Genomic DNA, 25,435 nt, shown 5'->3' on the forward strand with positions numbered 1-25,435 from the left:
GTTTTGGGGCGTTTGCCCGGGGAGGCTTTGCCGGGACGGTTCGTTCCCCGATCGACGCCCCCGCCCGATCGACAGCCCCCCCCCGGTACGGCCCGCCTCCCGCGCGGGGCATGATCCGGCCGCCGGGAACACCCTGAACACAAAAAAACAGATCAACCCAATCCAAACCTCAGACCTATGACCAAGATCGTCCTGAAATTCCTGTTGTTGCTGTTCGTGCCCTTTTTCACGCAGGCGCGTGACACCGATTCGCTGCGGGTGCTGTGGGTCGGCAACAGCTATACCTATTACAACGACATGCCGTCCACCGTCCGGCAGATCGCCGCGACGCAGAAGGTGAAACTCTCCTGTACGCGCTTCCTCAAGGGCGGCGAGCGCCTTTCCGGCCACCTGAAAAACCAGAAACTGCTCGACGCCATCGCCGCGGGCGGCTGGGACTACGTCATCCTCCAGGAGCAGAGTTCCGCACCGGCCATGCCGACCCGGCAGGTCGCACGGGAAGTCTACCCTGCGGCGCGTACGCTCGACAGCCTGGTGCACGTCGCGTCGCCCGATGCCCGTGTGATCTTCTACATGACGTGGGGGCATAAGAACGGCAACCGCTTCCCGATTCCGGAGTACCCGCCCGCCAACAGCTACGGCACCATGCAGGAACGGCTGATTACCAGCTACCTCGAAATGGCCTACGACAACGACGCATGGTGTGCCCCCGTGGGCATGGCATGGCGCCGGGTGCGTGCCGAAAGGCCCGATTACGTGCTCTATGCGCAGGATTGTTTCCACCCCGGGCCGCTGGGCAGCTACCTGGCCGCGAACGTGATTTTCACCACGATCTACGGCAAGCCCTACCAGACCGACTGCACGCTGGATTTCCCGGCCGAACAGGCCGAATACATCCAGCGTGTGGCGCAGCAGACCGTGCTGGAAAACCTCACGCTGCTGAATATAAAAAGGTAATCGGATTTGTACGGATTCATGCCCGCGCTTCCGCAAGCGCGGGTTTTTTCGGATCTTGGACGCCCACCGGCCCTGCCGCAGGCCGTTCTGCCGGACAGGATGCCTGCCCTCACCGCTCGCTCAGCTCCAGCCAGCGCATCGTCTTTTCGTCGATCGACGCGATCAGCTCCGCTATGCGCCGTGACTGCGCCGTGAGCTCCTCCACCGGGAGCGTCCCCGACGAGAGCGACGCCTCGAGTGCCGCTTTCTCGGCCTCGAGCGCCGGGATTTCCGTTTCGAGCGCTTCCAGCTCCCTCTTTTCGTTGAACGAGAGCTTGCGCGGCACAGCCTCCGCCGCCTGTGTTTTCGCCGCCTGCGGTTTGGGGCGGGCCTGTGCGGTTTCGGTGCGGCGTGCCGCTTCGTATTCGCGCTTCCAGGCCACGTATTCCGAGTATGCCCCCGCAAAATCCCTGATCTCGCCTCCGCCGCAGAAAACCAGCAGGTGGTCGGCGACCTTGTCCACGAAATAACGGTCGTGCGACACCACGATCACGCAGCCTTTGAACGCTTGCAGGTACTCTTCCAGAATACCCAGCGTTACGATGTCCAGGTCGTTCGTCGGCTCGTCCAGCACCAGGAAATTGGGGCTCTGCATTAGCACCGTGCAGAGGTATAGCCGCCGCCGTTCGCCGCCGCTCAGGCGTGCCACGTAATTGTATTGCGTTTCCGGTGTGAAGAGGAAATGTTGCAGCAGCTGCGAGGCGCTCATCCGCCGCCCGTCGCCCAGTTCGACCTGCTCGGCGATCGCCGTCACCACGTCGATCACCCTCATCGAGTCGTCGAACTCTAGCCCCTGCTGGCTGTAATAGCCGAAGCGAACGGTTTCGCCTATGTCGATCACACCGCTGTCGGGTCGTTCGATGCCCGTCAGCAATTTGAGAAACGTCGACTTACCGCAACCGTTGTCGCCCACGATCCCCAGCTTTTCGTAGCGGGTGAAGTTGTAGTTGAACTTGTCGAGGATCACCACGTCGCCGAAGCGCTTGCTCACGTCGCGGGCCTCGAATATCTTGGTGCCGATCCGCGACGCCCCGACGTCGAGCCGCACCTCGCCGCTGCGGCGCGTCGTTTTGAGCCGCGATTCGAGATCGCGGAACGCGTCGATGCGCGACCGCGCCTTGGTCGCCCGCGCCTGCGGCTGGCGGCGCATCCACTCCAGTTCGCGGCGGTAGAGGTTCATCTCGCTCGCCCGCTGTGCCGCGTCGGCCGTTTCGCGCTCCTGTTTCTTTTCCAGGTAATAGGAGTAGTTGCCCGCATAGTGGTAGATCCGGCGGTTTTCCATTTCGAGGATGTCGCTGCACACGCTGTCGAGGAAATACCGGTCGTGGGTCACCATCAGCAGCGCGGCGCTGCTCGCCGCGAGGTACTCTTCGAGCCACTCGGTCATGTCGGTGTCGAGGTGGTTGGTCGGCTCGTCGAGGATCAGCAGGTCGGATTCGCTGATCAGCACGTTGGCCAGCGCCACGCGCTTGAGCTGTCCGCCCGAGAGGGTCTCCACTTTTTGCCCGAAGTCGCGGATCCTGAGCCGTGAAAGGATCCGCTTGGCGCGCTGCTCGTAATCCCACGCTTCGAGGGCATCCATCCGCGCCATTGCCTCCTGCAGCCCTTCGCCCGACGCATCGCCGATCGCCCGCTCATACTCCGCGATGGCCTTCAGGGCGGGGCTCTCCGAGTAGAAGCAGGCTTCCAGTACGGTCATTCCCGCCGGGTATGCGGGGCTTTGTTCCAGGTAGGCGATCCTCAGGCCGCGGCGCGGCACGACGCTGCCCGCGTTGTGGCTTTCCTTCCCCGCGATGATGTTCAGCAGCGTGGTTTTCCCCGTGCCGTTCTTCGCCACGAGGGCCACGCGCCGGCCCTCCTCGATCGTGAACGAGATATTTTCGAAGAGCACCTGCTCGCCGTACGATTTGGTGAGGTTTTCCACCTGGAGACAAGAAGCCATAACGTGTGATTTAGATTTGCAAAGCTACGCAAAAATCCCGAACCGTGCCAATCGCCGTCCCGGAAAGGGGCCCCGACCCCCGGAAAACGGACTGCTCCTCCCCGAAAAAAGGACGGCGCACGACGGTCATATCCCCTCGTGCGCCGTTTCTCGTTGCCGGACTTCCCCCGGAAACGTTGTGCCGTTCCGGTTTTTCACCCCTCCCGGCGCCATGCTTTCCGGGCGGTTCCCTTTCTTCCGTCAACCTCCCTTCTTCCGGGTTGCGGGTTCCCGTCACGGTGTTTTCTCCGGCATCGGATCCCTCCCCGCGGCATCCGCTTTCCCGGACACCCGTTTCCAGACACTATCTTTTCCCCGCCCTGCCTTTCGGGCGCACTACCAGTTCTTGCGCAGGTCGCGCGTCAGGGGGAACTCGGTGATGCGCAGCGTCGTGCAGCCGTAGGGGATCAGCGTGATCTCTTCGGCGGGGTTGGCGGTCTCGTTGGTGCTGTACGGCTGGGGGCCGGCGCTCTCCTGGTAGAGCACCCATTCGTCGAGTCTGCGCCCGCGCGCCCTGATCTCCACCGGGGCGTTTTCCAGCGTCCACGGATAGGCGTCGCCGATGTCGCGCCGCTCGACCCTGAATGCCTCCGCAATGCGTTCGGGGCGGATGTCCTCCTCGAAGAGCGTGTAGTTCCACGGGGTTGTAGGCCGCACCTCGTAATACCACGGGCCGTAAATCTGTTTGCCCGGGTTGCGGACTTTCGACCATTGTTCGCCGATGCGCAGCGAGTAGACCAGCGGCCCGCGCTCGACGACGGCCGAGCGTTCGTACCAGCGGCTGACGGCGACCTCCATCGGCAGGCGGAGCGTCACCACGTCGCCCGTGCGCCATGCGCGCCGCACTTCCGCCACGGAACCTTTCCCGGGCGACGCCACGGCCTGACCGTTCACCACTACGGTCGCCCCCTCGCACCAGCCGGGGATGCGCAGGCGGAGCGGGAACTCGGCCGTTTTCACCTTGCGGCCGTCGATCCTTATCTCGAAACGTATCTGCTCGTCGAAGGGGTATTGCGTCCGCTCGGCGATCGTCACCCGTACGCCGCCGGCCACTTCGGCCGTGACGTTGCAGGGCGAGTAGACCATCGCGGCCAGCCCGCCGTCGTGGGTGGCATACCACAGGTTTTGCGTGAACTTGGGCCATCCCTGGTGCATGTTCGACATGCAGCAGGCATAGCCCGTCAGCAGGCCGTAGAGGATGTCCGTGCCGTCGTGGCTCTGCTCGAAATTGCGGCGGTGGTCGGTAATCATCACCTGGTTGACCTGCTGGTAGTACTGGCGGGCGTCATAGGCGTCCGTGGCCTGCGTGGGCAGGGCGTTGAACGCCACGCGCTCCAAGTGGTCGGCGAACTGCACGTCGCCCGTGATTTCGGCCATCTCCTCCAGCGAGTACATCATCTCCACGGCCGTGCAAAGTTCCGAACCCTGCGTCGGGGCGGCGCCGTGCAGCGCCTCGTCGCCCCCGTACAACCCCGTCGGCAGGCCGATGTAGCGGCGTATGTCCGCGAAGCCTTTCTTCACGGCCGCCACATGCGCCGGGTCGTTGCTGCGCTGGTAGTATACCACCGGCTCCTTGATCCCCTGCGCGAGGTTCACGCAGTGCAGCGAAAAGGGCGTCGGGATCACCTCCCCGCCGGCGAGGATGCCCGTCCAGTCGAGCGTCTGCCGGTGGATCAGGTCGCCCAGCTCCAGCAGGAATTCGTCGCCCGTGATGTTGTAAAGCCAGTAGACGATGCCCAGGTTGTCGCCGCCGCGCTGTTCGCCCCAAAAAGTCCAGTGCCCCAGCGGGGTCTTCGGAAGTTCGCGCATCTGGTAACGGAAATAGGCCCTCATCAGTTCGATGACGCGCTCGTCGCCCGTCGCTGAGTAGTATTGTTGCAGCACCTTGAGCATGACCATCTTGGGCCACCAGTCCCGGGCGTTGTCGCGTTGTATGGCCGGGCTTTCGAACGGGCGGTCTTCCGCCGGGCCGAAATAGCCGTCGGGCTGCCGGCTGCCGAGCGCCCACTCGACCCAGGGGCGGGTCTTTTCGATCAGCCGTTCGTCGCCGAGGATATAGGCCAGCGGCAGCAGCCCGTCGATCCAGTAGGGGCCGCGTTCCCAGACGTCGCCGTCGCCGCCCAGCCAGCCGTTGCGCGGGCCCATCACTTCGGGGTAGACCGAATCGAGGTGCCCCGTCAGCCCGTCGGCCTGGCGCTGCAACTGGTCGCGGAGCCATCCTTCGGCGCGGATGGCGCCCAGCGGAAGTTTTACGAAGGGCTTTTCGCGCAGCGGGGCGCGGTTGTTGGCATAGGGTGCCGCGGCCGTCGCGGCGGTCGTTGCCAGGAGCAGGCTTGCCAGGAGCAGGTGGATAAGTTTTTTCATACGTACGGTTTTGGTTAGCCGGGACAAAATTAACGAAATTCCCGGCTGCGGGGTGTATGCAAACGTGCAAATTCAGTATGCATCGGCGGGCGCGGTTTGTTATCTCCCTCTTTTTTGCTACCTTTGCCCAGTATCACCAATGTGAAGCAAGGCTGAAATGGAGCTATCGAAAGAGCGTATCGAATCCCTCAGGGAACTTCTCGCCCCGGCAAACCGTAAGATCGTGATTGTCGCCCATACCAATCCCGACGGCGATGCCGTGGGTTCTTCGCTCGCCTGGGCCGAGGTGCTGCGGGGAATGGGACACGAGGTAACGTGCATCGTCCCGAACAAATATCCCTATTTCCTCGACTGGATGCCGGGTATCGGCCAGGTCGTGGTCTTCAAGAACGACACCGCGGGCGATGCCGTGCGCGCCATCGCCGAGGCCGACCTGCTCTTCTGCCTCGACTTCAACGCCGTGTCGCGGCTCGAAATCCTGAGCGATACGATCGAGGCCAACACCACGGCGCGCCGTGTGCTGATCGACCACCACCTTTCGCCCGACGGGCATTTCGACCTCTCGTTCTCGTATCCCGATTCGTCGAGCACCTGTTTCCTCGTATACAGTATCATCGAAGCGCTGTTCGGCACCGATGCCATTACGCGGCAGATGGCCGAGGCGCTCTACGTGGGCATCATGACCGACACGGGCAACTTCGCCTACTCGTTCCTCACGCCGGAGCTGTTCCGCGCCGTGGCGGTGCTGGTCGAGAAGGGCATCAGCATCCCCGAGATACACAACAACGTCTATAACGCTTATACCGAAGGCCGCGCACGATTATTCGGTTATGTCATCAACCGCAAGATGGAGATCATCCAGGACGGGACGGTGGCCTACATGTCGCTGATGGAGAACGAAATGCGCCGTTTCCAGTTTCAGCAGGGTGACAGCGAGGGTTTCGTGAACTACGCGCTGACGATCAAGAAGATGAAGATGTCGGCCATGTTCCTGGCCCACCGCAAGTTCATCCGCGTGAGTTTACGTTCGCGCGGAGATGTCGACGTCAACCTCTTCGCCCGCAAGTACTTCAACGGCGGCGGCCACAAGAATGCCGCGGGAGGTAAATCGTTCGTTTCGATGCAGGAGACTATCGACCACTATATCAAGTCGGTAAAGGAGTTCGCCCAAGACGGGCATCTGGGTTGAGGACGCTATGGCTGGTGGCCTTGCGCCGATAACCTACGAAAGTTATGGACGATTTCAGACTTAAAGTTTTTATCACTGCAGCCCGGACGCTCAGTTTCACCCGGACTGCCGAGCAGCTGTTCATTTCCCAGCCCGCCGTCAGCAAGCATGTCGGTGAGCTCGAATCCCGTTATAAGACGCAACTCTTCGTCCGCCGCGGCAGCCGCCTGGAGCTGACCCCGGCCGGTGAAACCCTGCTGACCTGCGCCGAACGGCTGGCCGGCGACTACCGCCGCATGGAGTATGAGATGAGCCTCTGCGCGAGTGCGGTCGAGGGCGAACTGCGCCTCGGTGCCAGCACGACCATCGCCCAATACCTCCTGCCGCCGATCCTCGCCCGCTTCACCACGCGTTTCCCAGGCGTGCGGGTCTCGATGATGTCGGGTAACAGCGACCAGGTCGAACAGGCACTGTGCGGGCGCAGCATCGACCTGGGGATGGTCGAGAGCCTCAGCCGCCGGCAGGGGTTGCACTATACGCTCTTCGCGCCCGACGAACTGGTGTTGGTCGCACGTACGGGCGGCCCCTATGCGCGCACGGATGCCGTGACGCCCGACCGTTTACGGCAGATTCCCCTCGTGCTGCGCGAGGGCGGGTCGGGGACGCTCGAAGTCATCAAGACGGCACTCGGCAAGGCCGGAATCCGCATCCCGGAGCTGAACGTGGTGATGCGCCTCGGCTCGACCGAGGGGATCAAGGCATTCGTGCGCAACAGCGACGCCATGGCCATCCTGTCGGTGATTTCGGTCGTGGACGAGCTGCGCAGCGGTACGCTGCGTATCGTCGATGTCGACTCCCTATCGCTCACGCGCGACTTCGTGTTCGTGCATCCCGAGGCCGAACCTGCCCGGCTTGTCCGGCAGTTCGTCGATTTCGCCCGGGCCGACCGCTGACCCGGCGGGCATCCCGTATCCCGCATTCCGTTCTCGTTCCCGTTCCCGTTTCTGCGCATCGCTGTACGGCTGCGGCTTTCATTATAACTATATGTTATGTAGGATAACCGGTTCTTGTTCCATATCCCGCCAAAAGATGCGATCTTTGCCGGCGAAACAAAGGAAAAGTTATAACGGCTTCTTAAAAACACGAAGGATATGTTGAAAAAAGGTAACAGGGCGAATACCCTGCACGGGATTCTGCTGATCGTCCTGTTCTCGTTCGCGGCATTCTACATCGCCGGGTTCCCCCTCGTAAAGAAACTTTCGTTCAGCCCGCTGATCGTCGGCATCGTGCTGGGCATGCTCTATGCCAACAGCCTGCGCAACAAACTGCCCGAAACGTGGGTGCCCGGCATCAGGTTCTGTACCAAGCAGGTGCTGCGCTGGGGCATCATCCTCTACGGGTTCCGCCTGACGCTCTCCGAGGTGGCGGCTGTGGGCATCCCGGCCGTCGCGGTCGACCTGGTCGTCGTGACGGTCACGATCCTGGGCGGCATCCTGCTGGGACGCCTGCTGAAGATCGACCGCGACACGGCGCTGATGACCTCGACGGGCAGTGCCATCTGCGGCGCGGCGGCCGTGCTGGGTGCCGAGCCGGTCGTGAAATGCGAGGGGTACAAAACCGCCATTGCCGTCTCCACGGTCGTGATTTTCGGCACCCTCTCGATGTTCCTCTACCCCCTGATGTACCGCACGGGGATGCTCGACGGGCTCACGGACACGGGCGTGGCCGTCTATACGGGCAGCACGCTGCACGAGGTGGCCCATGTGGCGGGGGCGGGCAACGCAATGGATCCGACCGATACGCTGGGAATCGCCGGGACGGCCACCATCACCAAGATGATCCGTGTGATGATGCTCGCGCCCGTGCTGGTTATCCTGGGGTTCGTGCTGGCGCGCCGCCGGAAAACCGCCGGGGGGCGCAATGAGAAGAACAAAATCACCATTCCGTGGTTCGCATTCGGGTTTATCGGGGTCATCTGCCTCAATTCGCTGTTGCAATACCTGACTGGGGCGGAGAGTGTCCGCGACATTCCGTTGAACAGCGCCATCGAATATGTCGATACGTTCATGCTGACGATGGCCATGACGGCGCTGGGTACGGAAACGAGCATCGACAAGTTCAAACATGCCGGGGCGAAGCCCTTCGTGCTGGCGGGACTGCTGTATGTCTGGCTGGTCGTGGGCGGTTATTTCGTCACCAAATACCTGGTCGGGATCCTGTAACGGGGTTTTCGGCCGGGCGGCTCCCGGAGGGATCCCGTTTTTGCGCCCGGCTCCATTTTATGCCGATATGGCGCCTATCCGCCTGCATCGTCTGCATTGCCGGGGATGCCGGGAAAGAAATCCCGCCGCTGAACGGCCTATGCCGGTCGGAACCGTTGTCTTGCTGGAAGCGATCCGCTTTTTACGCTAAATTCGGCAGAGTGGGGGCTTCGTGCTCCGAATAGCGGAGGACTGTCTCCCGTACGAAGTCCGCGAAACTGCGGGCTTCTTCGTAGGTGATGGCGCCGGGATAGCTCATCAGCACCAGCCGGTGGGGCGTGAAAGGCTTGCGGAACGACGGGTGGATGTACCGGTAGGGGTTGGCGACGAACCCCAGCCGCTCGTAGAAGTGCAGGCGGCGGATCGAAATGTCGTCTACGGGCGGGTCGATCTCGAGGATGACGCGCCCGACCTTCCGGCAGAAGGCCGAGAGTGCCGCGGAGCCCATGTTTTGTCCCCGCAGGGCGGGTGAGACGGCCAGGTGCTCGACATAACGGTACCCGTCGGCACCCCAGTGGAAGAGGATGCCGATGAACTCGTCGCCGCGCCAGATGCCGTCGGCTTCGAAATTCGGGTCGCCGAATGCCCGGTCGTAGCCTTCGGCGTTCCAGCGTTCGTTGTAGGGGAACGACTTTTCGTAAAGCTCCCAGGCCTCGGCCCAGCCTTTGTCCGAGCGGGACTTGAAAGGTATGAATTGCAGTGGTCGTGTCATCGTCCGTATTGTTTTGCGCAAAATTACTACAAATTCCGCGCATTACCAATCCGGTTGTGCCGGGAAGGGCGCTCCGCGACATAATGGTAAAAGGGACACCCGCTCCGGGGTGTCCCTTTTACTGCCTTGCGGCGTGAACTTTTTATTACTCCGTTTTCCCTCCGGTGATTTCCTCGGGGATGCCGTCGCAGCGTTCGTAGACCGAAATGTCCGAACGGTCGTCCTTGGCTGTCCATATCATTTGTGTCTTTGAAAAGTCGGTCACGATGTAGCGGTGTTGCCAGTCGCCTACGCTGTAATCGTAGTTTCCGTAGATGATGGCGCCCAGTTCCTCGTCGGTTTCGATGGCGAAGCGTCCCGTGAGCTTGCGGGCGCCGAAGCTGTCGAGGTTCTGGTACATGACGTACTTCTGGTCTTTGCGGATGAACTCGATGTATACGTAGCTGCCCTCGGCGAGGGGCGCGCCGTTCCATTGGACGAGCTGCCACGTGCCGGCGAGGTTGTTGGGCGTGACATCCAGGGGGGCTACATACGACTTGTCGTCATCGCAGGCGCAGAAGGCCGTCGCGATAAGTGCAAGGAGCGTAAATCTAAAAATTGTTTTCATATTACTCGTTTTTGTCTGTTTCTTACTCTGTTTCTTCGAACCGGATTTGCAGCGTGCGCCCGCTCGGCGGAACATCGGGCCCTTCGAGGATCAGGGGCAGCTGCACAGGTGGCCTGCGCGTTGCCTGCGCGGGGTCGAACCCGATGACCAGGTCGCCTTTGGCGCCCGGGGCGAGGGTTGCGGGCTCGCACCGGAAGGTGATCCCCGGGGGGAGCAGGTGCTCGTCGCAGCGTGGCCGCATGGCTTTGCCGCCCGTGTTCAGGCATTCGATGCGCTCGTTCTGCAACCTTTCCGGGGCGAGGCGCACGGACTGCTGTTTGAGCCGCAGCGCACCCATTGCATAGGGGTAGTCCCCGTCCGTGCGTTCCGAGGCTATGACCGTGCCCGTGAGGTGCAGGATGGCCGTCGGCATCTTGTCCGAGAGCTGCGTATAGACGAAGATCCGCCTGTCGAAGCTCCCCGGGTGTCCCTTCGGGTGGTAGGTGACCGTCACCGTGCCTTCGCCGCCCGCGCGGACGGGCTGCCGGCCGTAGGTGGCCGCGGCGCAGCCGCAGGTGGTCTGCACGCGGGTGATGACGAGCGGTGCCGTCCCTGCGTTATGCCATTTGAACGTGTAGCCCGGCGGCGTGTCGTCCTCGCCGATATGCCCTGCGTCGATCTGCGTGCGTTCGAAGCGCATCGCTTCGGCACCGTCGGCCGTGGCGGGGTGCGCCAGGCTGTCGAGTTTGGCACGGGGGACGATGCGGATCTGCGAGCAGAGCGGTGTGGCGGCGGTTACCGCCCACAACGCCCCGCAGCAGAAGAGCATACGTGCTATCGTCGTTCCGCAGCGCATCGTCCGTTAGAGCCAGCCGTTGCCGTTTGCCGTTTTACGCACCGTGATGTTGAAATTGTGCGTCTCGCCCTTGCTCGAAGTGATGCTTGCCTTGGTCGTGCCGGCCTTCAGCCCCCTGACCGTCAGCTTCGCACCCTCCATCGACGCCGTGGCGACCGCCGTGTCGGCGATGCTGACCGTGTAGGTCAGCGTTTCGCCGCCGAGGAAGTAGTTGGCCGGGATGGCCTTCACCTCTTTGCCCAGCGAGATGTAGAGGTTCGGGAACGAAACCTGCTTGCCGTTGCCGGAGACCGCGTTGAGCAGCCTGGCCGCATTGACCTGGCCCGTGCCCATCTGGTTGCGGTAGTTGGCCAGCGTCAGCTGCATGGGCTGGTTCAGGCCGACTTCGGCGACGTAGCGGTAGTAGTTTTTCAGGCCGGTCATGTAGGAGTCGATCGGCGTGGTGGTTTCGCAGAGCAGTGCCTTGAACTCGTCGGCCGTGAAGTGGCGGCGGAGCTGTGCGGCGTACGAGAGCCCGAGCGCGGCGACGCCCGAAACATGGGGGCAGGCCATCGAGGTGCCTTCCATGTAACCGTAGCCCGTTTCGCTGATGGTATAGGGCAGCGTCGAGAGGATGCAGCCGATCTCGCCGCGTTTGTGGTTGTCGTCGAAGTACTCGTAGTAGTAGTCCTGATCGCCGCCCGGGGCTGCGATCGTCGTGCCGGGGCCGTAGTTGGTGTAGACGGCGGGCGTATAGTCGGCAGCCGTGGCCGATACCGAGATGCACTCCTCGGCAGCGCCCGGGAACCCGGCCTGCGGAGCGCTCTCGTTGCCGCCTGCGAAGATGGCCAGGCCGCCTTCGATCGGGCCGTTGGGCGATCCGGCGTTATGCAGGAAGTAGTCGAGGGCGTCCTTCTCCAGCGGGGCGTTCGTCGCCCACTCCTCTTCGTCCTTGAAGCCCGGCGTCCCCCATTCGTAGCTGTTGGCACTGCCCGAAACATAGCCCCAGCTGCACTGCAGGATGACGGCGCCGTTGTCGGCCGCGTATTTGATGGCCCGGACGGTCGCCAGCGAGTTGCTGACCGTGTTGCCCGAGAATATCTGGCAGCTCATGATCTTCACGCCCGGGATGTCGCCGTTGCCGCCGGCGATCGAGCTGATGCCGATGCCGTTGTTGTTCTGCGCGGCGATTACGCCCGCTACGTGCGTGCCGTGCCCCGTGTCGTTGATGTCATCCCATGAGATGACGCCCGTCTCGAATACGAAATTGTAGCCGTAGACGTCGCCTTTGTAGCCGTTGCCGTCGTTGTCCTGCTTCGAGCGGTAAACCTCGCCTTCGTTGACCCACATGCTGTTCTTCAGGTCGGGGTGTTCGACCATGACGCCTTCGTCGAGCACGGCGACGATGATCGACTTGTCGCCCGTCGAGGATTTCCACGCCTCTTCGCACTGCACGTCGGCATCGACGATCGACTTGTCGCCGAACAGGTTGCCTCGGTTGATCAGGTGCCACTGCATCGGCAGCAGCTCGTCGTTGAAGGGATAGCCCGTATCCCCGGCGGCACGGGTCGCACGCTGCATGGCGGCGAGGGCCTCGCGGGTGAGGGGCATCGCCTTCTTGCCGGCGTTGTAGGCACGGCGGATCGTGCGGTTGAGGTTCACGTGCTGGACTTCGCCCAGGGCCGAAAGTTTCTCGGCGACCTCCTCGGCGGAGTAGTCGTCGCCGAAGCGTACGACGTACCACAGGTGCAGCTCCGATTCGCGGGTGCGCTCCTCGTTGCGGCCGTCTACGGGGAAGACGCGCTCGATCTGGTAGCCGCCCACGATGTCGAGTACCTCGTCGACCGAAAGGATGCCCGAGCGGGTGGCGGGGCCGCCGCTGCGGGTCGCTGCGGCCGTCTTGTCGAGTATCTCGCTCACGTAAGGCGAAAATTTGACGAGTATCTCCCCCGACTTGTGCTCGACAGGGGTGTCCGGGCCCGTGCCGGGCGTCGGGAGCTCCTCGTTGGTGCAGGCGGTAAATGCCAGGAATGCAATGGCAAAAATGCCGTATAAATAGTTTTTCATCGTCTTGATTATTTGGTCGTATCCTCGTCTTCCTCTTCTGCGCCGGGGTCTTTCTTGTACCCCTCATAGAATTTATAGTAGTAGTTCAGGTTGGCGGGTTCGTTGCCGAATCCGGCCGATGCGCCCGTCGCGTCCTTACCTTCCTGCGTGAACACGAGCTGGAAGGGTGACCACCAGTCGAGGGCGGGGTGGTAGAGCAGCCAGTCGGGCAGTTCGCCGGTCAGGCGGTTGAGGTTGATGGCGAAACGCTTGGTGTGCGGCATCACCTTCGGGGTTCCGATCAGCGCACGGGGCAGCGTGTCGGCGTCGATGATGTCCTGTTCGGTGTATTTCTCCCAGTCGTCCATCTTGGGCAGCGGGCCCTGCAGGTAGTTGACCGATAGTTGCAGCGTGTCGAGATCCCATTCGATCATGCGGCGCGGGAATCCTTCTTCATCGACGAGGCCGCCGTAGTTGGTTTCGACGGTGTTGCTCAGGTCATAGATATTCCTGCGCGTGTTGGCGCCCATGAGCAGTGTCCGCAGTTTCGGGAAGTTGGTCGGATTGATCTCGTCGGGAATCTTCTGGAAGTTGTTGCTGCTCAGGTCGAGGAACTCGAGGTTCTTGAGCGCCGTGAAGTTCTTGTCCAGCGAAACCAGCCCGTAGGCGGCGATGGTGAGGCGTTTGAGCTGGGTGAGCTTGGTGATGTGCTCGCCGGTGGTGAGGTCTTTCAGGAAGGCGTTGACGTTGCTGTAGAAGTTCAGCTCGTCGGCGGCCGTCAGGTACTGCACTTCGAAAGGCAGCTCTTCCTTGGTGTCGAACATGAAGAACCGGGCGTATTTCACGCGGCCGTTCTTCTCGGGCGTGTAACCCGCCATGCCCTCCTCCCAAAGGGTGACGTCGTCCCAGTTGTCCATGCGCTCGCCGTTCTCCCACGAGCTGTTGGTTCCGAGCGTGCGTGCGATGGCCAGCAGGGCGATCGAGTCGCCGCTGCGGGTGTTCTCCTCGATGGGTTCGGCGGCGCCCTGCGTGACGAGCAGGTTGTCCTGGCGGGCGAGTTCCACCTCGCGCTTGGGCTTGAACACCACGTCGGCGATACGCTCGTTGGGCTGGGAGTTGATGCTCCAGTTGAAGCGTACGGTCACCTCGCGCGGGCGGATGCCGCGGTCGAGTTCGACCTTATAGCTGTCGTATTTGAGCCAGCTTTCGGCCGAGGCGGGGACTTCGACGGCGAAGTCGACGTTGGTCTTGACCTTCACGTCGAAATGACGGGTGCCGAAGGCCGAGAAATTGGCTACGGAAACCTCTTTCTCCCCGAGCGTGATGGCGTAGTCGAAGCCCTGCTGGTCGATGGTGATCTCCTTCTTGTCCCAGGTGTTCTGTTCCTGGATGCGCACCACGCCGCGGCGGGGCGAGTCGGTCAGCGCCGAGTCGATGAGTATCCTGCACTCGGTGGTGCCGCGGCCGTTGGCCGGCGAAATGGAAATCCACGGCTCATCGGTGGTGGCGACCCAGTCCCCCGATGCCGATACTTTGATCTTGTGGCTTCCCCCTGCGGCTTCGGCTTTGATGGCGTCGCTGTCGAGCCCGAACGCGATGTTCTTGTCGGCGTCGGAGCAACTGCATAATGCGATCGAGCAGAGGATGACCGGTATGTAATTCTTTATTTTCATTGTCGTTTCTCCTTAGGTGTTATTCGAGCATTTTGTCGCAGTTCAGGATGTTCTGGGTCTTGTCGTAGATCAGGTTGTAGACCCCCTGCTGCCAGTAGTAGCAGATGGCCGAGGCATCGAACGTGATGTTGGGGTTGTCGCTGATGTCGAGGTGGTAGATCAGGTAGGAGATCGTGTCCTCGATCTTGCGCAGGTCGTTCGAACCGATGTAGAACCCGCGCAGGCCCGTGTGCTGGTAGAGCCCCGTGGGCCATTCGCGCAGGCAGCGCTTACCCTCGGCATCGCGCTGGCCGCGGATGGCGTAGACGGTCAGCCCGGCGCAGTTGAGCGGCCCGAACGGGAACTTGTCGAACGAGTTGTACGATATATCCAGCCCGTAAAGGTAGGGCAGCTGCTCGGCCGTGAAATCCTTGGACAGGGCCTTCAGTTTGTTGTAGGTCAGGTCGAGCGATATGAGCGCCGTCGAGTTCTTGCCGCTGAAGCTGCCTTCGGGGATTTCGTCGATGCTGCAACCGCGCAGGATGATGTAGGAAACCAGCGAATTGGTCGTGCCGAGGCATTTGGGGAACTTCGTCAGCCCGGGGTTGGCCGCCAGCGAGAAGGTCTCCACCCGCAGGCCCTTGTATTTGCCCTCCTCTTCGCCTTCGAAGCCGTCGATCTCGTTGTAGGAGAAATCCACCGATTTCATGACGTACTTGGACTTGGCAGAGAAGATGTTGGGAACTTTCTTGAGCTTGTTGTAGGTCACCGAGAAGGTCTCCGTGTCGTCCGTACCGCAGAAGATGCCGTCGCTGTTGGCCGGGAGCGACGTGATGTTGTTGTGGTCGAGGTAGAGCTGCATGGGTGCGACCTCTTTGCCCAGCGGGTGGAGCGTTTCGATCTGGTTCTTGGACAGGTCGAGCAGGCTGATCTTCTTCAGGTTGCTGAACGACTCGGGTATCTCCCTGAGGTTGTTGTTGGTCGCATAGAGGATCTGGAGCTTCTCCTTCGACGGGCCGTTGGCGATGGCGTCGAGCCCCTTGTACAGCTCTTCGGCCGACCACTGGGCATTGTTGGAGATGTTGACCGAAACGAGCTCGGGCATCTGCGCGATCTCCACCGGGAAGCGGGTCATCTTCGGGCAGTTGTAGATCTCCAGGTCGGTCAGCGACTTGAGGTTGGCCACTTCGGCGGGTATCTCCTCCAGTTCGCCGTTGGCGATGTTGAGGTACTCGAGCTTTTCGAGTTTGCCGATGGCCGGGTCGATCGACTTGAGCCCGTTGGTGAGCTTGCCGTGAACGACGTCGTAGGGACGGATATTGTTCTGGAGGCCGGTTTTGCGGTCGATGATCTGATCCTCGGTGAAATTCTTGTAGAGCGACGTGGCCGGGATCGAGATGCCGTGCTCGGCAAGGGCCCGGGCGATCGGCTCGGACGTCTGGGTCGGGATATGGATCAGCGAGAGGAACTCCTTGTGGCGCTCCATGCGGGTGCGGTTGCGCTCGGAGAGGCTCTTGTCGTGTGCCAGCGAGGGGTCGTATTCGAGCAGGTTGCCGTCGTTGTGCGTACCCAGATACAGCTCGACGAGCTCCGAGAGCTGGCCGATGGCTGCCGGCACGTGCCCGCGGAAGCCGAACTCGCCGATCGAGATCTTCGCCACGCGGCCGTTGGAGTGCACCTCCACGCCCGGCTGGACACCCCACAGGTCGGGATCCTTGTTGAAATCCCAGTTGACGCCGGTGGGATAGTTTTCACCCCTGTAAGACCAGTGCTCCCCGTCGAGCGCCTTCCAGATTTCGTAAAGCGCGTAGTAGTCGCGGATATACTCGTCGGCCTCGTAGAGCGTGACGCCGACTTTGGCCTCGGTGGTCTTGTTGTCCTCGATGGTGAAATCCAGGTTCTTGGGACGCTTGTTGGTCTCCAGCAGGATTTTGTTCTTGTCGTAGGCCTGGTATCTCTCCAGGCTGTAATCGCCCGCCTTGAGCGAGAGCAGCGTGTCGCATTCGAGCGAGGAGGTCTGGTAGCCGTCCTCGATGTCCTCGGGGGCCCCGTCCTCGCGGTCGTCCCTGAAGTGGATCGAGAACTTCGCGGGGAGTTTTTCGAACGTGGTGAGCTCGTTGGTCGTCTTGTGCCTTACGGTCAGGTCGAGGAACGCGATCTCGTCGAAGGTGTACTGCCGTTCGGCGGCACGCGTCACCACGGGTGTCTCGGTGAAGTCCGACAAGTCCTTGGAGATCGAGAAACGCACCGTGCCGCGCGGCTCCACGTCGACCGTCAGGTCGTGCGAAACGAGGCCGCCGGCCACGATGTCGAGCCTCTCTTCGCCCGGCATGCCGTTGTAGATCAGCTCGTCGTCGGCATTGAATAACGAGAAGGTGATGATCTGGTATTGTCCCGTCAGCAGCCGGAGCTTCTCGCTGCGAAGCCCGAATTCGGCGCTCTGCTTGTCGGGGGCCGAGAGCGTCAGCGACTGGGTGATGGTCGTGCCGTCGTAATAGAGCGAGACCTGCACCTTGCTGGCTTCGGAAAGGTAGTCGAGCTGGGGTTTCTGGGCCCGGCTCAGGGCGTCGTAGGACGCCTCCTTGTGTAGCTTGAACTGAACGTATCCGTAATCTTGGTCGCGGTTGTCGATGCCGTCGTCGTCGGAACATCCGCCGAGGAAGGCCATGCCCAGTGCGAGGAATGCCGTTACGGAAAATTTTAAAAGTTTCATATCTAAAAACCTGGTCTGTATGTTCTCCATAAATTGTAGTCGTATCGAACAGGGCCCCAGCCCCCTTCGGAGAGGGGCCCTGAATCATTGGGGTCAGATGTTGAGCGTGCAGATGATCACCATCACCACGTTCCAGTTGGCACCGTAGAGGAACATGACGCCCTCGGCGGCGGTCTGAGAGTCCATGTTGACGTAGATCTGGGTCGGGCCGTAGGATTCGGCCGTAAGCCAGCTTTCCGCATCGCCTTGGGCCATGAAACTCGAGTAGGTTGGGACGTTCATCACGGCGTTCGTGGTTTCTCCCTCGTAGGTCAGGTGGTAGATCGGGGCGCCGTACTCCGCATACTGTTCGTAGTATTCGCCCGAGGTGATCTCTTCGAGGGTCGCGCCGGTGACGTATTCGGGATATGCGAACCCGATGTCCGTGCCGCCGATGTCCGCATTGGGATCGTAGAGGCAGTTGACGGCCGCGATGTTGCCCTCGGCGTCGTAGAAGACGATGTAGCCTTCGTCCTCGCGATCCATGTCGATGATGGCCCCGCCTTCGACGCGGCGTACCGAGAGCCAGTTCTGCTCGTCCGACAGCGGCTGGCAGTCGGCGTCGTAGCATTTATAGCCGGTGAAGTCGCGTTCGAATGTCAGCGTGGCTTCGGGGTCGTTCGACCAGGCTTTGGTGTAGGTCAGTTTGTAGGCATCGTCGACCTCGAGCTCGCGGAGCGACCAGTGGGTCGAGGGGAGTTTCTCGAACAAGGTGCCGATCTCCGCCATGCCCTCGGGGTTGGCAGCCTGGATCGGGCCGGGGCTGGCCTGCTGTGTCAGCGTGGCGAAGACATAGGGCTGGTACTCTTCCTTGATGTCGTAGTCGAAGAGTTCGTTGGGGTCGGAGACCGCCATCGAAGCCGGGAGCACGATGATCCTGGCCGTGCGGGCATCGCCCTGGTTGACCTCCGTGCCGACGGTGAAGCCCCGATCCATGATGACCAGCTCCTCGTCCCAGGCGCTTTCCTCGACGATGACCCATTTGGTGTCGGCTTCGTCGCCGCTCAGGCCGGTATTGCCCCAGCGATCCGTGACTTCGGCGATGACATAGATCCTCGCACCCCTGATGCCCTTGACCGAACCGCGTGCGGTGCCGGGCGACCAGTCGCCGTTCATGCTGTTGTAGATCTCGGCTGCGGCGTTGAACTTGAGTTCCTTATCGAGCGTGACATCGAAAATGTCGCGGCAGGAGGGGATCGTGACCGGAATCTCGACCTTCGCGTCGAGGTTGTTCTTGTCGATGAACACCAGTTTGTCCTGCGCCCCGTCGAGCGGGTAGGCCGACGGGTTGCCCTGGATGCGGATCTCGACTTTCGTGCCGGGTTTCCCGACCGTCACCGACGGGGTGGATACCCACTCCGGCAACTGGTTGATCGCCCAGTCGTAGTTGGCCTCGACCAGGATCGGCATCGAGAAATCGGTGCGTCCCTCGGGCCAGGTCAGGTCGATGCTTTCGGCCTCCCCTTCGTTATAGGAGTAGGTGAGGCCGGTTTCGCTGTCGCCGTATTCGAAGTCGCCGTACTGGTCGAGCTTGCATGTGCGAAGGCTGAAGCCGCGTTCGAGCGTACCGCGTGTGATCGTGGCGATGACCTTGCTTTGGCCTCCCATCTTCAGGGTTACCTCGCAGACACGCGTGTCGTCGAACTCATCGAGTTCGGCCACGCCGATTACGATCCGCGATGCACCCGCACTGCCGCGCAGCGTCCAGACTTTCTGTGTTTCGTCCTGTATCCAGAACCATGCGGCGGTGGCCGTCGGGACGCTCACCTCCCAGTTCTGGTTGGGCTCTATCTCGAGCGTGTAGGTGCCGCCGGCTTCGATGGTCGCTGAAACCGCCTCGGGGAAGTTGGGGCTGGGAAGCTTCGTATCCTCATCCGAATCGGAACACGAAGCGGCCGCCAGACATGCTCCGGCGAGCAGCGACATCACCAAGTGCAAATAATGTCTTTTCATATTTCGTTTCTTTATTTACGTTATGATTTAGAGCGATTCGGGCGTTATGACGCCTCCCGGGAGCATGCCTTCTTCCCGCTGGAGCCGCTCGGCCTCCTCGTCGCTGACCCATTCGATGATGTTATAGAAGTGGCCTACCGTACCGACGTTCACGCCCATGTCCTCGACGTGCACCTTGATCCACAGGGCCACGAAATGCTGGCAGCTGTTGAAATAGGAGTCGTAGAGCGGGCTGTTGGTGACGAGAATCTTGTTGTCGCCGAGGATCTGGCCGAAGACCGAAGCCTCGTCGGCCAGCACCTGGTTCTTGTCCATGGTCACCAGCGGTTCGATGGGGTCGCCCGGGTCGAGGCGGATCGTGACGTCGTAGCCCGAGAAGAGCCAGTCGTGCAGGATGATCATATTCTCCTCGGTGGGGTGTTTCTCGGTGTGGATGAGACGCTGGATGCTCTTGTTTTCCACGCCGGGGTAGCTGTTGAGGAACGTCGAGGTCACGACACACCAGCCCGTGAACTCGTTGATGTCGTAGGGGCAGCTCTTCTGCAAGACGACCTTGGTCCGGTCGTGGTACAGATCCCATTTCAGCTGCTCGGGCATGACCAGTTTGAGGATGAAGCCCAGCGAGTCGGTATCTTCGATGTTGTCGTAGAACCCGTGTACCTGTACGTCGGCCTTACGCGAACCGGCCTTTATGGTGATGGTGTTCGACAGGAGGCGGTAGTGCTTCCCCTCGACGGCATTGCTGCCCTGGTCGATGATCTCCACGCCGAACGTGCGGTCGTAATCGCACGCGACGGTCGAGGAGACCGGTACCGAGAAATAGTCTTGGTTCTGGAGTACGGCGTAGGTCGCCAGGGTGTCGGCGAACAGCACGTACTCCGCATCGGAGTAGGTCTTATATTCCTCCTTGCAACCCGTTGCGAGGGCGGCCAGGAGTCCCGTTGCAAACAAAACCGTGATAATTCGTTTCATTGTCTCTCTTCTATTCGTTGTTGCTATCTGTTGCTTTCGTTCGGGAGTATCTCCGAACCGGGGGCTTCCAGCTCGTGCTGCGGGATCGGCCATACGAAAAGCGGGTTGTCGGCTTCGATCTTGAGCGAGCTGCCTTCGGCCTGGGAATTGGCCTGCGGCTTACGCTCGAAGCCCTTGTGCCAGCGTTTGAGGTCGTGCAGGCGGAAACCCTCCATGTAGAGTTCGCGCAGGCGCTCATCGGAGATGGTCTGCAACCAGTTGTCCTTCGTGACGTTGATCGTACCGCCCGATTTGTAGCGCATCTTGCGCAGCGTCGAGAGGTCGTTGCCGGCCTTCGAAAAATCGTTCTTTTGGCAGTAGGCCTCGGCGCGGATCAGGTACTGCTCCGCCAGGCGGAACGGCTTGGGCATCGAGACATGGTAGATCTGGTTGGCGATCAGGTTGCGGTTGCCGTAGTATTTGACCAGCAGCGGCCAGCTCAGCCCGTGAGCATAACCGGTCTCGGTCTGGTAGAAGTAGCCCGAATAGCGCAGGTCGGCATCGTCGTAGAGATCCAGGGCGGCCTGGCCGGGGACATAGTCGGGATAGAAATAGGTGTAGTCCTTGTTGAAGTTGAGGAACACCGTGCCGAGCGCCCCGCCGTAGGAGGTGTCGGTGAAGCCGATGCGCCAGATGACCTCGTATCCCAGGTCGTACGCCCACATGTAGTCGAAATAAGTGTAGTCGGAGGTGTAGTTGGTCTTGGCATCGGAGAGCTGGAAGGTGGCCTTTTTTTCGTCGATCAGGGTGCTCGAATATTCGATCGCCGTGTCCCAGTCCTGCATGTAGAGCGCCACGCGGGCGTGCAGCGCCTCGGCCGAGGCCGAGGTCATGTAGACGTTGCCGTAGGCGTCGTTCTCCTTGTCGAGGCGTTTCTCGGCCTCGGCCAGGTCGTCGAGTACGAACTGGTACGAGTCGTAGAGCGATGCGCGGCGGGCCGCCTCGGGCGTAAAGTATTTCGTGCGCAGCACGACGCCCAGTTCCGATTGGGCCGTGTCCGGCTCATAGGCCTTGCAGAAGGTCTTGAGCAGTTCGGAATAGCAGAGCGCACGCACGGCGTAGACCTCGCCCGTGTACTGTTCGAGCTTCTCGATGTTGGTGTCGCTGATCTCGTTCGCCACCACCTCGTCGATGCGGTCGAGGTAGAAGTTGCAGTTGCCGATCACCTTGTAGAGGGCGGCATAAACCGCTTCGAGCTGCAGGTCGGTCGGGCGTATGTCCCAGCGCCAGAACGAGCCGTAGGTGTTGGTGTTGCCTTCGACGGCATAGACCAGGTCGGCCTGGATGTCGGGCAGCAGGGTGAGGTAGCCGCTGTAAAGCGCGTTGCTCTTGAGCGAGGCGTAGATGCCGGTGAGCGTCTGCTCGGCGTCGGCGAAGGTGCGCATGGCCTCCTTCTCCGGAATGGACGAGCCGGGGTACTTGTCCAGGCACGAGGTGGCGCCGACAAGTATCGCGAGGGCCGAAAGGTAGAATTTTATATTGCGTAACATGTTCATAGTCCCTGATTAGAATGTTAAGTCGAGTCCGAAGGTGAATTGGCGTGCCATAGGGTACTGTGCCTGGTACATATTGCTCGACCCTTCGGGATCGAGGCCCGTGAATTTGGTAAAGGTGAAGAGGTTCTGGGCCTGGGCGTAGATCTTCACGCCGCTGATGAAGCGTGTCTTACGCAGCCACTCCTGCGGGAAGGAATAACTCAGCATGAGGTTTTTCAGGCGCAGGAACGAAGCGTCCTCCAGCAGGCGGTCGTCGAACTCGGTGTAGACGCCGTGGCGCGGGATGTCGGTGATGTCGCCGGGTTTCTTCCAGCGGTTGAGCAGGCGCTTGGACTGGTTGTAGGAGGCGAATCGGCCGTTCGACTCGTCGAAATAACGGTCGTTGTTGATCATCCAGCGGTCGGCGACCCAGCTGAACTGTGCCGACAGCGAAAGTCCCTTCCAGGCCAGCGTCGTGCCGAAGCCGCCCTGCCAGGGCGCCACGTAGCTCTTGCCGACCATGACCTTGTCCTCGTCGCGGAGCTCGGTGGTCAGCTCGCCCTCCTTGGTGTACCACAGCGCGTCGCCGTTGGCGGGGTTGACGCCTGCGAACCGGTTGAGGTAGAACTCGCCGAAGGAGTGCCCCACGACCAGTTTGGTATTGGTGCTCGAAAGCTCGTATTCGCTGACCCCGCTGTAGAGCTTGGTCATCTTGTTCCTGTTGTAGGAGACGTTGGCGTTCACGCTCCACACGAAATCCTTGTGCTGGATGACGTCGGCGGCCAGGCTCACCTCGACGCCGCGGTTGGTCATGTCGCCCACGTTGTCCCAGCGGAAGCCGAAGCCGTTGGAGGTGGTGTAGGAAACGGGAACCTCCATGAGCATGGCGCTGTTCTTCTTGTGGTAGAGTTCGACGTCCACGTTCAGGCGGTTCCAGAAGCCCAGGTGCACGGCCAGGTTGGTGATCCACAGCTTCTCCCACTGCAGGTCTTCGTTGCCCGGCTGCGAGGGGGCGATGCCGGCGTCGCCGTAGTAGTTCAGGCCGCCGCTCACGAGCGCCATGTGTTCGTAGTTGGGGATCGACGAGTTACCCGAGGTGCCCGTGCTGAAGGCGATCTGCGCGTTGGTGAGCCAGCGGCGCGAGTTCTCCATGAATTTCTCGTTGCGCAGGTTCCACATCATGCCCACTGAGCCGAACGCAGCCCAGCGTCCCGAGGTGCCGAAGCGCGAGGAGCCGTCGGTACGGACGGAGAAGTCGACGTAGTAACGGTCGGCGTAGTTGTATTCGCCGCGCGCGAAGAACGACAGGAAGGCGTAGTTGTCGTCGGTGACGTCGCTCCACGACGTGGCTCGCGTCCCCGACGAGATGTTGACCAGCTTGTCGTTGTTCTGGCCGCGGGTGGCCAGCGTGAACTCCTCGTAGCTGTAATCGACGCCCTCCTGGCCCAACAGGAAGTTGAACGAGTGTCCGCCGTCGAGCGAGAAGCGGTAGTTGATCGTATTGGTGATGGAAAGGCTCATGCCGTCGGTCGAGTAGCGCTGGGCCGTGCCCGAGCCCAGGTTGGGCGGGTAGTTGGGGTAGGAGGCGCCGAAGCCCGTCGTGTGCGAATAGCCTACGCCGAACTGCGACCGGATGGTGAGCCCCTCGATGGGGGTGGCCTCGGCGAAGAGCGTCGAGATCACCTTGTATTTTTTATAGGAGATCTTGTTGTTGGCCAGCCATTCGAGCGGGTTCTGGCCTTCGCCCTTCCAGGTGCCGTCCTTGATCGAGGCGAGCGAGCCGTCGGGGCGGTGGGGATTCCAGTACGGCATCATGAAACGTGCGGCCGAGATGGGGGTCACGAGCGTATATTCGCCCGACTCGGCGCGTTCGATGGTCTGGTAGTTCATCATCGTGTTGGTGCCGAGCTTGAGCCATTTGGCGGCCTGCTGCTCGACGTTGGCGCGGAGCGAGAAGCGCTCGAAGGCCGAACCTGCGGCGATGCCCTCCTGGTTGTAGTAGCCGCCCGAGACGTAGTAATTGGTCTTGTCGGTGGCCCCCGAAACCGAAAGTTCGTAGTTCTGGAGCAGGGCGGCATCGTTGAACACCTCGTCGAGCCAGTTGACGTTGGTCTTGCCCAGGACGTTGTAGTTTTTGCCGTCGGTGAACCCGATCTCCTTCTCGTACTGGATGCGTTCGCCGGTGTCCATCAGATCCCAGTTGCCGTAGGCGATCTGCGAGAAACCGAGCTGCATGCGGTAGTTGATCTTCGCCCGCTCGGCCATGCGCCCGCGTTTGGTCGTGATGACGATCACGCCGTTGGCCGCGCGCGCACCATATATAGAGGTGGAGGAGGCGTCCTTGAGCACCGAGATGCTCTCGATGTCGGCCGGGTTGATGGCATTGAAGTCGGAACTGGCGATGGCGACGCCGTCGAGTATGTAGAGCGGCGAGGTACCCGAGTTGATCGAGTTCATGCCCCGGATCATCATCGTTGCCGACGTGCTCGGCTCACCCGAATTGGAAAGTACCGTCAGGCCGGGAACCTGTCCTTGGATGGCCTGGTCGAACGCCGCCGTAGGGGTGTTCTCGACCTTTTCGGCCTTGACGGTCGATACCGATCCGGCGATGGTGCCCTTCTTGCGGACACCGTAAGCGATGACCACCACGTCGTCGAGCGCCTGTGCCTCGCTCTCGAGGGAGACGTTGTAGGTCAGCGAGGCGCTGCCGCCCGGAACCGTAAAGGTGGCGGGCTTGTAGCCGATGTACTGGAAGGTGAGCGTCGTCCCTGCGGCGACGCTGATCGAGTAGCTTCCGTCCGCAAGGGTGCTCACCCCGCTGGTGGCCCCGGAAATCACGTTGACCCCGATGAGGGGTTGCTTGTCATCCGCCGAGGTGACGATGCCTCTGACGGTCACATTTCCCCCCCCCTGAGCTACGGACATCGCCGGCAAGGCACATAGGAAAAATGCAAGAATGTTGAGTAGAAGTTTCGTTTTTTGCATAAGTAAATGATACTTTCTTACGCGACAAAGAAAAATAATTAAAACGAATTTGCCAAATGTTCAAAATAGATGAAATGTAAGCAGGAGTGTTCGGAAAGGGTCTTTCCGGCCCTCTTTTCAGGGCGAAAACAGGTGCTATAAGACTAAATATAAATAACTTAACATTTTGTTTTAACCCGAAGAACCATTGTTGAACACGGGTTAAAATATTTTTATAAAAACGAAAATAAAATTCAATATGTTTTGAATATTTTGGGGTTTCGGGCGAAAAAATACCCTCCGGTACGGTTTGATATGCGGTGAGTTTCCGGACGTAGGTGCTTCTGGATACCTTATTTTTTAATATTATTTAATATATACCAACCTGCGGGGTGGTTCTTTGAAAAAATATAAAAAATATAAAAATATTTTTCGCCGGAGGGGACGAACTTCCCCGAAAACCTGAGGAGATAACAATTTTCCGGCAATCGGTGGTGTACGGAGGAAATACGCGAAACCCCGTAAAGAGTTCTCAAAGGGGATTTTATCGAGGGCGATTAGGCTGAAACGGGAAGTAAAGTAAAGGATGCGCAGTTTTTTGGTGTATTATGCTTACAGATTGTAAGTGATATGCCGTGATTTCATTTTAATACATAACATCAACCCCTATTTGCGCCCG

Annotated in this window: 16 protein-coding genes; 4 read left to right on the plus strand and 12 right to left on the minus strand. The window is 60.7% G+C overall.

Annotated elements, in window-relative coordinates:
• The first annotated feature begins 177 nt into the window (after nucleotides 1-177).
• Entirely contained in the window at nucleotides 178-957 is a 780-nt protein-coding gene (locus DW189_RS07355) for a DUF4886 domain-containing protein (RefSeq protein ID WP_117507333.1), read from the plus strand.
• Nucleotides 958-1,066: 109 nt separating this feature from the next.
• On the opposite strand, the gene DW189_RS07360 is transcribed toward DW189_RS07355, so the two are convergent.
• Nucleotides 1,067-2,938: an ABC-F family ATP-binding cassette domain-containing protein gene (locus DW189_RS07360; protein ID WP_117507334.1), complete on the minus strand. Its 1,872-nt coding sequence runs from the start codon at nucleotides 2,936-2,938 to the stop codon at nucleotides 1,067-1,069.
• Between the two features lie 375 nt (nucleotides 2,939-3,313).
• Entirely contained in the window at nucleotides 3,314-5,341 is a 2,028-nt protein-coding gene (locus DW189_RS07365; protein WP_117507335.1) for a beta-L-arabinofuranosidase domain-containing protein, read from the minus strand.
• Nucleotides 5,342-5,498: 157 nt separating this feature from the next.
• On the opposite strand from DW189_RS07365, the gene DW189_RS07370 reads away from it, so the two are divergent.
• The 3 genes from DW189_RS07370 to DW189_RS07380 all read left to right on the plus strand — a co-directional run bounded on the left by DW189_RS07370 (nucleotide 5,499) and on the right by DW189_RS07380 (nucleotide 8,731).
• Nucleotides 5,499-6,530: a DHH family phosphoesterase gene (locus DW189_RS07370; RefSeq protein ID WP_018695716.1), complete on the plus strand. Its 1,032-nt coding sequence runs from the start codon at nucleotides 5,499-5,501 to the stop codon at nucleotides 6,528-6,530.
• A gap of 44 nt (nucleotides 6,531-6,574) precedes the next feature.
• Nucleotides 6,575-7,462 carry a LysR family transcriptional regulator gene (locus DW189_RS07375; RefSeq protein WP_117507336.1) on the plus strand — a complete coding sequence of 296 codons (888 nt, stop codon included), beginning with the start codon at nucleotides 6,575-6,577 and terminating at the stop codon, nucleotides 7,460-7,462.
• A gap of 198 nt (nucleotides 7,463-7,660) precedes the next feature.
• A complete protein-coding gene (locus DW189_RS07380; protein WP_117507337.1) occupies nucleotides 7,661-8,731 on the plus strand; it encodes a YeiH family protein in 1,071 nt (356 codons plus the stop codon).
• A 181-nt stretch (nucleotides 8,732-8,912) separates the two neighbouring features.
• Here DW189_RS07380 and DW189_RS07385 read toward each other — a convergent pair whose 3' ends face one another.
• The 10 genes from DW189_RS07385 to DW189_RS07430 form a co-directional block, all read right to left on the minus strand.
• The gene (locus tag DW189_RS07385; RefSeq protein WP_117507338.1) at nucleotides 8,913-9,482 is read right to left on the minus strand and encodes a GNAT family N-acetyltransferase; all 570 of its coding nucleotides are present in this window, start codon (nucleotides 9,480-9,482) and stop codon (nucleotides 8,913-8,915) included.
• Between the two features lie 145 nt (nucleotides 9,483-9,627).
• Nucleotides 9,628-10,089, minus strand: coding sequence for a lipocalin family protein (locus DW189_RS07390; protein WP_055211837.1), 462 nt, complete (start codon nucleotides 10,087-10,089; stop codon nucleotides 9,628-9,630).
• Nucleotides 10,090-10,111: 22 nt separating this feature from the next.
• Nucleotides 10,112-10,924: a DUF1573 domain-containing protein gene (locus DW189_RS07395; RefSeq protein ID WP_117507339.1), complete on the minus strand. Its 813-nt coding sequence runs from the start codon at nucleotides 10,922-10,924 to the stop codon at nucleotides 10,112-10,114.
• A gap of 6 nt (nucleotides 10,925-10,930) precedes the next feature.
• Nucleotides 10,931-12,970, minus strand: coding sequence for a S8 family peptidase (locus tag DW189_RS07400; protein ID WP_117507340.1), 2,040 nt, complete (start codon nucleotides 12,968-12,970; stop codon nucleotides 10,931-10,933).
• 8 nt (nucleotides 12,971-12,978) lie between these two features.
• Complete coding sequence (locus tag DW189_RS07405) at nucleotides 12,979-14,622, minus strand: BACON domain-containing protein (protein ID WP_117507341.1); 1,644 nt, start codon at nucleotides 14,620-14,622, stop codon at nucleotides 12,979-12,981.
• Nucleotides 14,623-14,641: 19 nt separating this feature from the next.
• Complete coding sequence (locus DW189_RS07410; protein WP_117507342.1) at nucleotides 14,642-17,314, minus strand: DUF4458 domain-containing protein; 2,673 nt, start codon at nucleotides 17,312-17,314, stop codon at nucleotides 14,642-14,644.
• 93 nt (nucleotides 17,315-17,407) lie between these two features.
• Nucleotides 17,408-19,306 (minus strand): hypothetical protein, encoded by a 1,899-nt coding sequence (locus tag DW189_RS07415; protein WP_117507343.1) that lies wholly within the window; start codon nucleotides 19,304-19,306, stop codon nucleotides 17,408-17,410.
• A gap of 27 nt (nucleotides 19,307-19,333) precedes the next feature.
• Complete coding sequence (locus tag DW189_RS07420; protein ID WP_032134734.1) at nucleotides 19,334-20,278, minus strand: DUF4984 domain-containing protein; 945 nt, start codon at nucleotides 20,276-20,278, stop codon at nucleotides 19,334-19,336.
• 23 nt (nucleotides 20,279-20,301) lie between these two features.
• On the minus strand, nucleotides 20,302-21,807 hold the full coding sequence (locus tag DW189_RS07425) for a RagB/SusD family nutrient uptake outer membrane protein (protein WP_181969296.1): 1,506 nt from the start codon (nucleotides 21,805-21,807) through the stop codon (nucleotides 20,302-20,304).
• Nucleotides 21,808-21,822: 15 nt separating this feature from the next.
• Nucleotides 21,823-24,777: a SusC/RagA family TonB-linked outer membrane protein gene (locus DW189_RS07430; RefSeq protein WP_117507345.1), complete on the minus strand. Its 2,955-nt coding sequence runs from the start codon at nucleotides 24,775-24,777 to the stop codon at nucleotides 21,823-21,825.
• Nucleotides 24,778-25,435 lie beyond the last annotated feature (658 nt).

Source organism: Alistipes sp. AM16-43, from assembly GCF_003435745.1.
GTDB classification, from domain to species: Bacteria; Bacteroidota; Bacteroidia; order Bacteroidales; family Rikenellaceae; genus Alistipes; species Alistipes onderdonkii.

Coding starts and splice junctions, on each gene's coding strand:
- DW189_RS07355 (WP_117507333.1), top strand. CDS start 178: ATGACCAAGATCGTCCTGAAATTCCTGTTGTTGCTGTTCGTGCCCTTT.
- DW189_RS07360 (WP_117507334.1), bottom strand. CDS start 2,938: ATGGCTTCTTGTCTCCAGGTGGAAAACCTCACCAAATCGTACGGCGAG.
- DW189_RS07365 (WP_117507335.1), bottom strand. CDS start 5,341: ATGAAAAAACTTATCCACCTGCTCCTGGCAAGCCTGCTCCTGGCAACG.
- DW189_RS07370 (WP_018695716.1), top strand. CDS start 5,499: ATGGAGCTATCGAAAGAGCGTATCGAATCCCTCAGGGAACTTCTCGCC.
- DW189_RS07375 (WP_117507336.1), top strand. CDS start 6,575: ATGGACGATTTCAGACTTAAAGTTTTTATCACTGCAGCCCGGACGCTC.
- DW189_RS07380 (WP_117507337.1), top strand. CDS start 7,661: ATGTTGAAAAAAGGTAACAGGGCGAATACCCTGCACGGGATTCTGCTG.
- DW189_RS07385 (WP_117507338.1), bottom strand. CDS start 9,482: ATGACACGACCACTGCAATTCATACCTTTCAAGTCCCGCTCGGACAAA.
- DW189_RS07390 (WP_055211837.1), bottom strand. CDS start 10,089: ATGAAAACAATTTTTAGATTTACGCTCCTTGCACTTATCGCGACGGCC.
- DW189_RS07395 (WP_117507339.1), bottom strand. CDS start 10,924: ATGCGCTGCGGAACGACGATAGCACGTATGCTCTTCTGCTGCGGGGCG.
- DW189_RS07400 (WP_117507340.1), bottom strand. CDS start 12,970: ATGAAAAACTATTTATACGGCATTTTTGCCATTGCATTCCTGGCATTT.
- DW189_RS07405 (WP_117507341.1), bottom strand. CDS start 14,622: ATGAAAATAAAGAATTACATACCGGTCATCCTCTGCTCGATCGCATTA.
- DW189_RS07410 (WP_117507342.1), bottom strand. CDS start 17,314: ATGAAACTTTTAAAATTTTCCGTAACGGCATTCCTCGCACTGGGCATG.
- DW189_RS07415 (WP_117507343.1), bottom strand. CDS start 19,306: ATGAAAAGACATTATTTGCACTTGGTGATGTCGCTGCTCGCCGGAGCA.
- DW189_RS07420 (WP_032134734.1), bottom strand. CDS start 20,278: ATGAAACGAATTATCACGGTTTTGTTTGCAACGGGACTCCTGGCCGCC.
- DW189_RS07425 (WP_181969296.1), bottom strand. CDS start 21,807: ATGTTACGCAATATAAAATTCTACCTTTCGGCCCTCGCGATACTTGTC.
- DW189_RS07430 (WP_117507345.1), bottom strand. CDS start 24,777: ATGCAAAAAACGAAACTTCTACTCAACATTCTTGCATTTTTCCTATGT.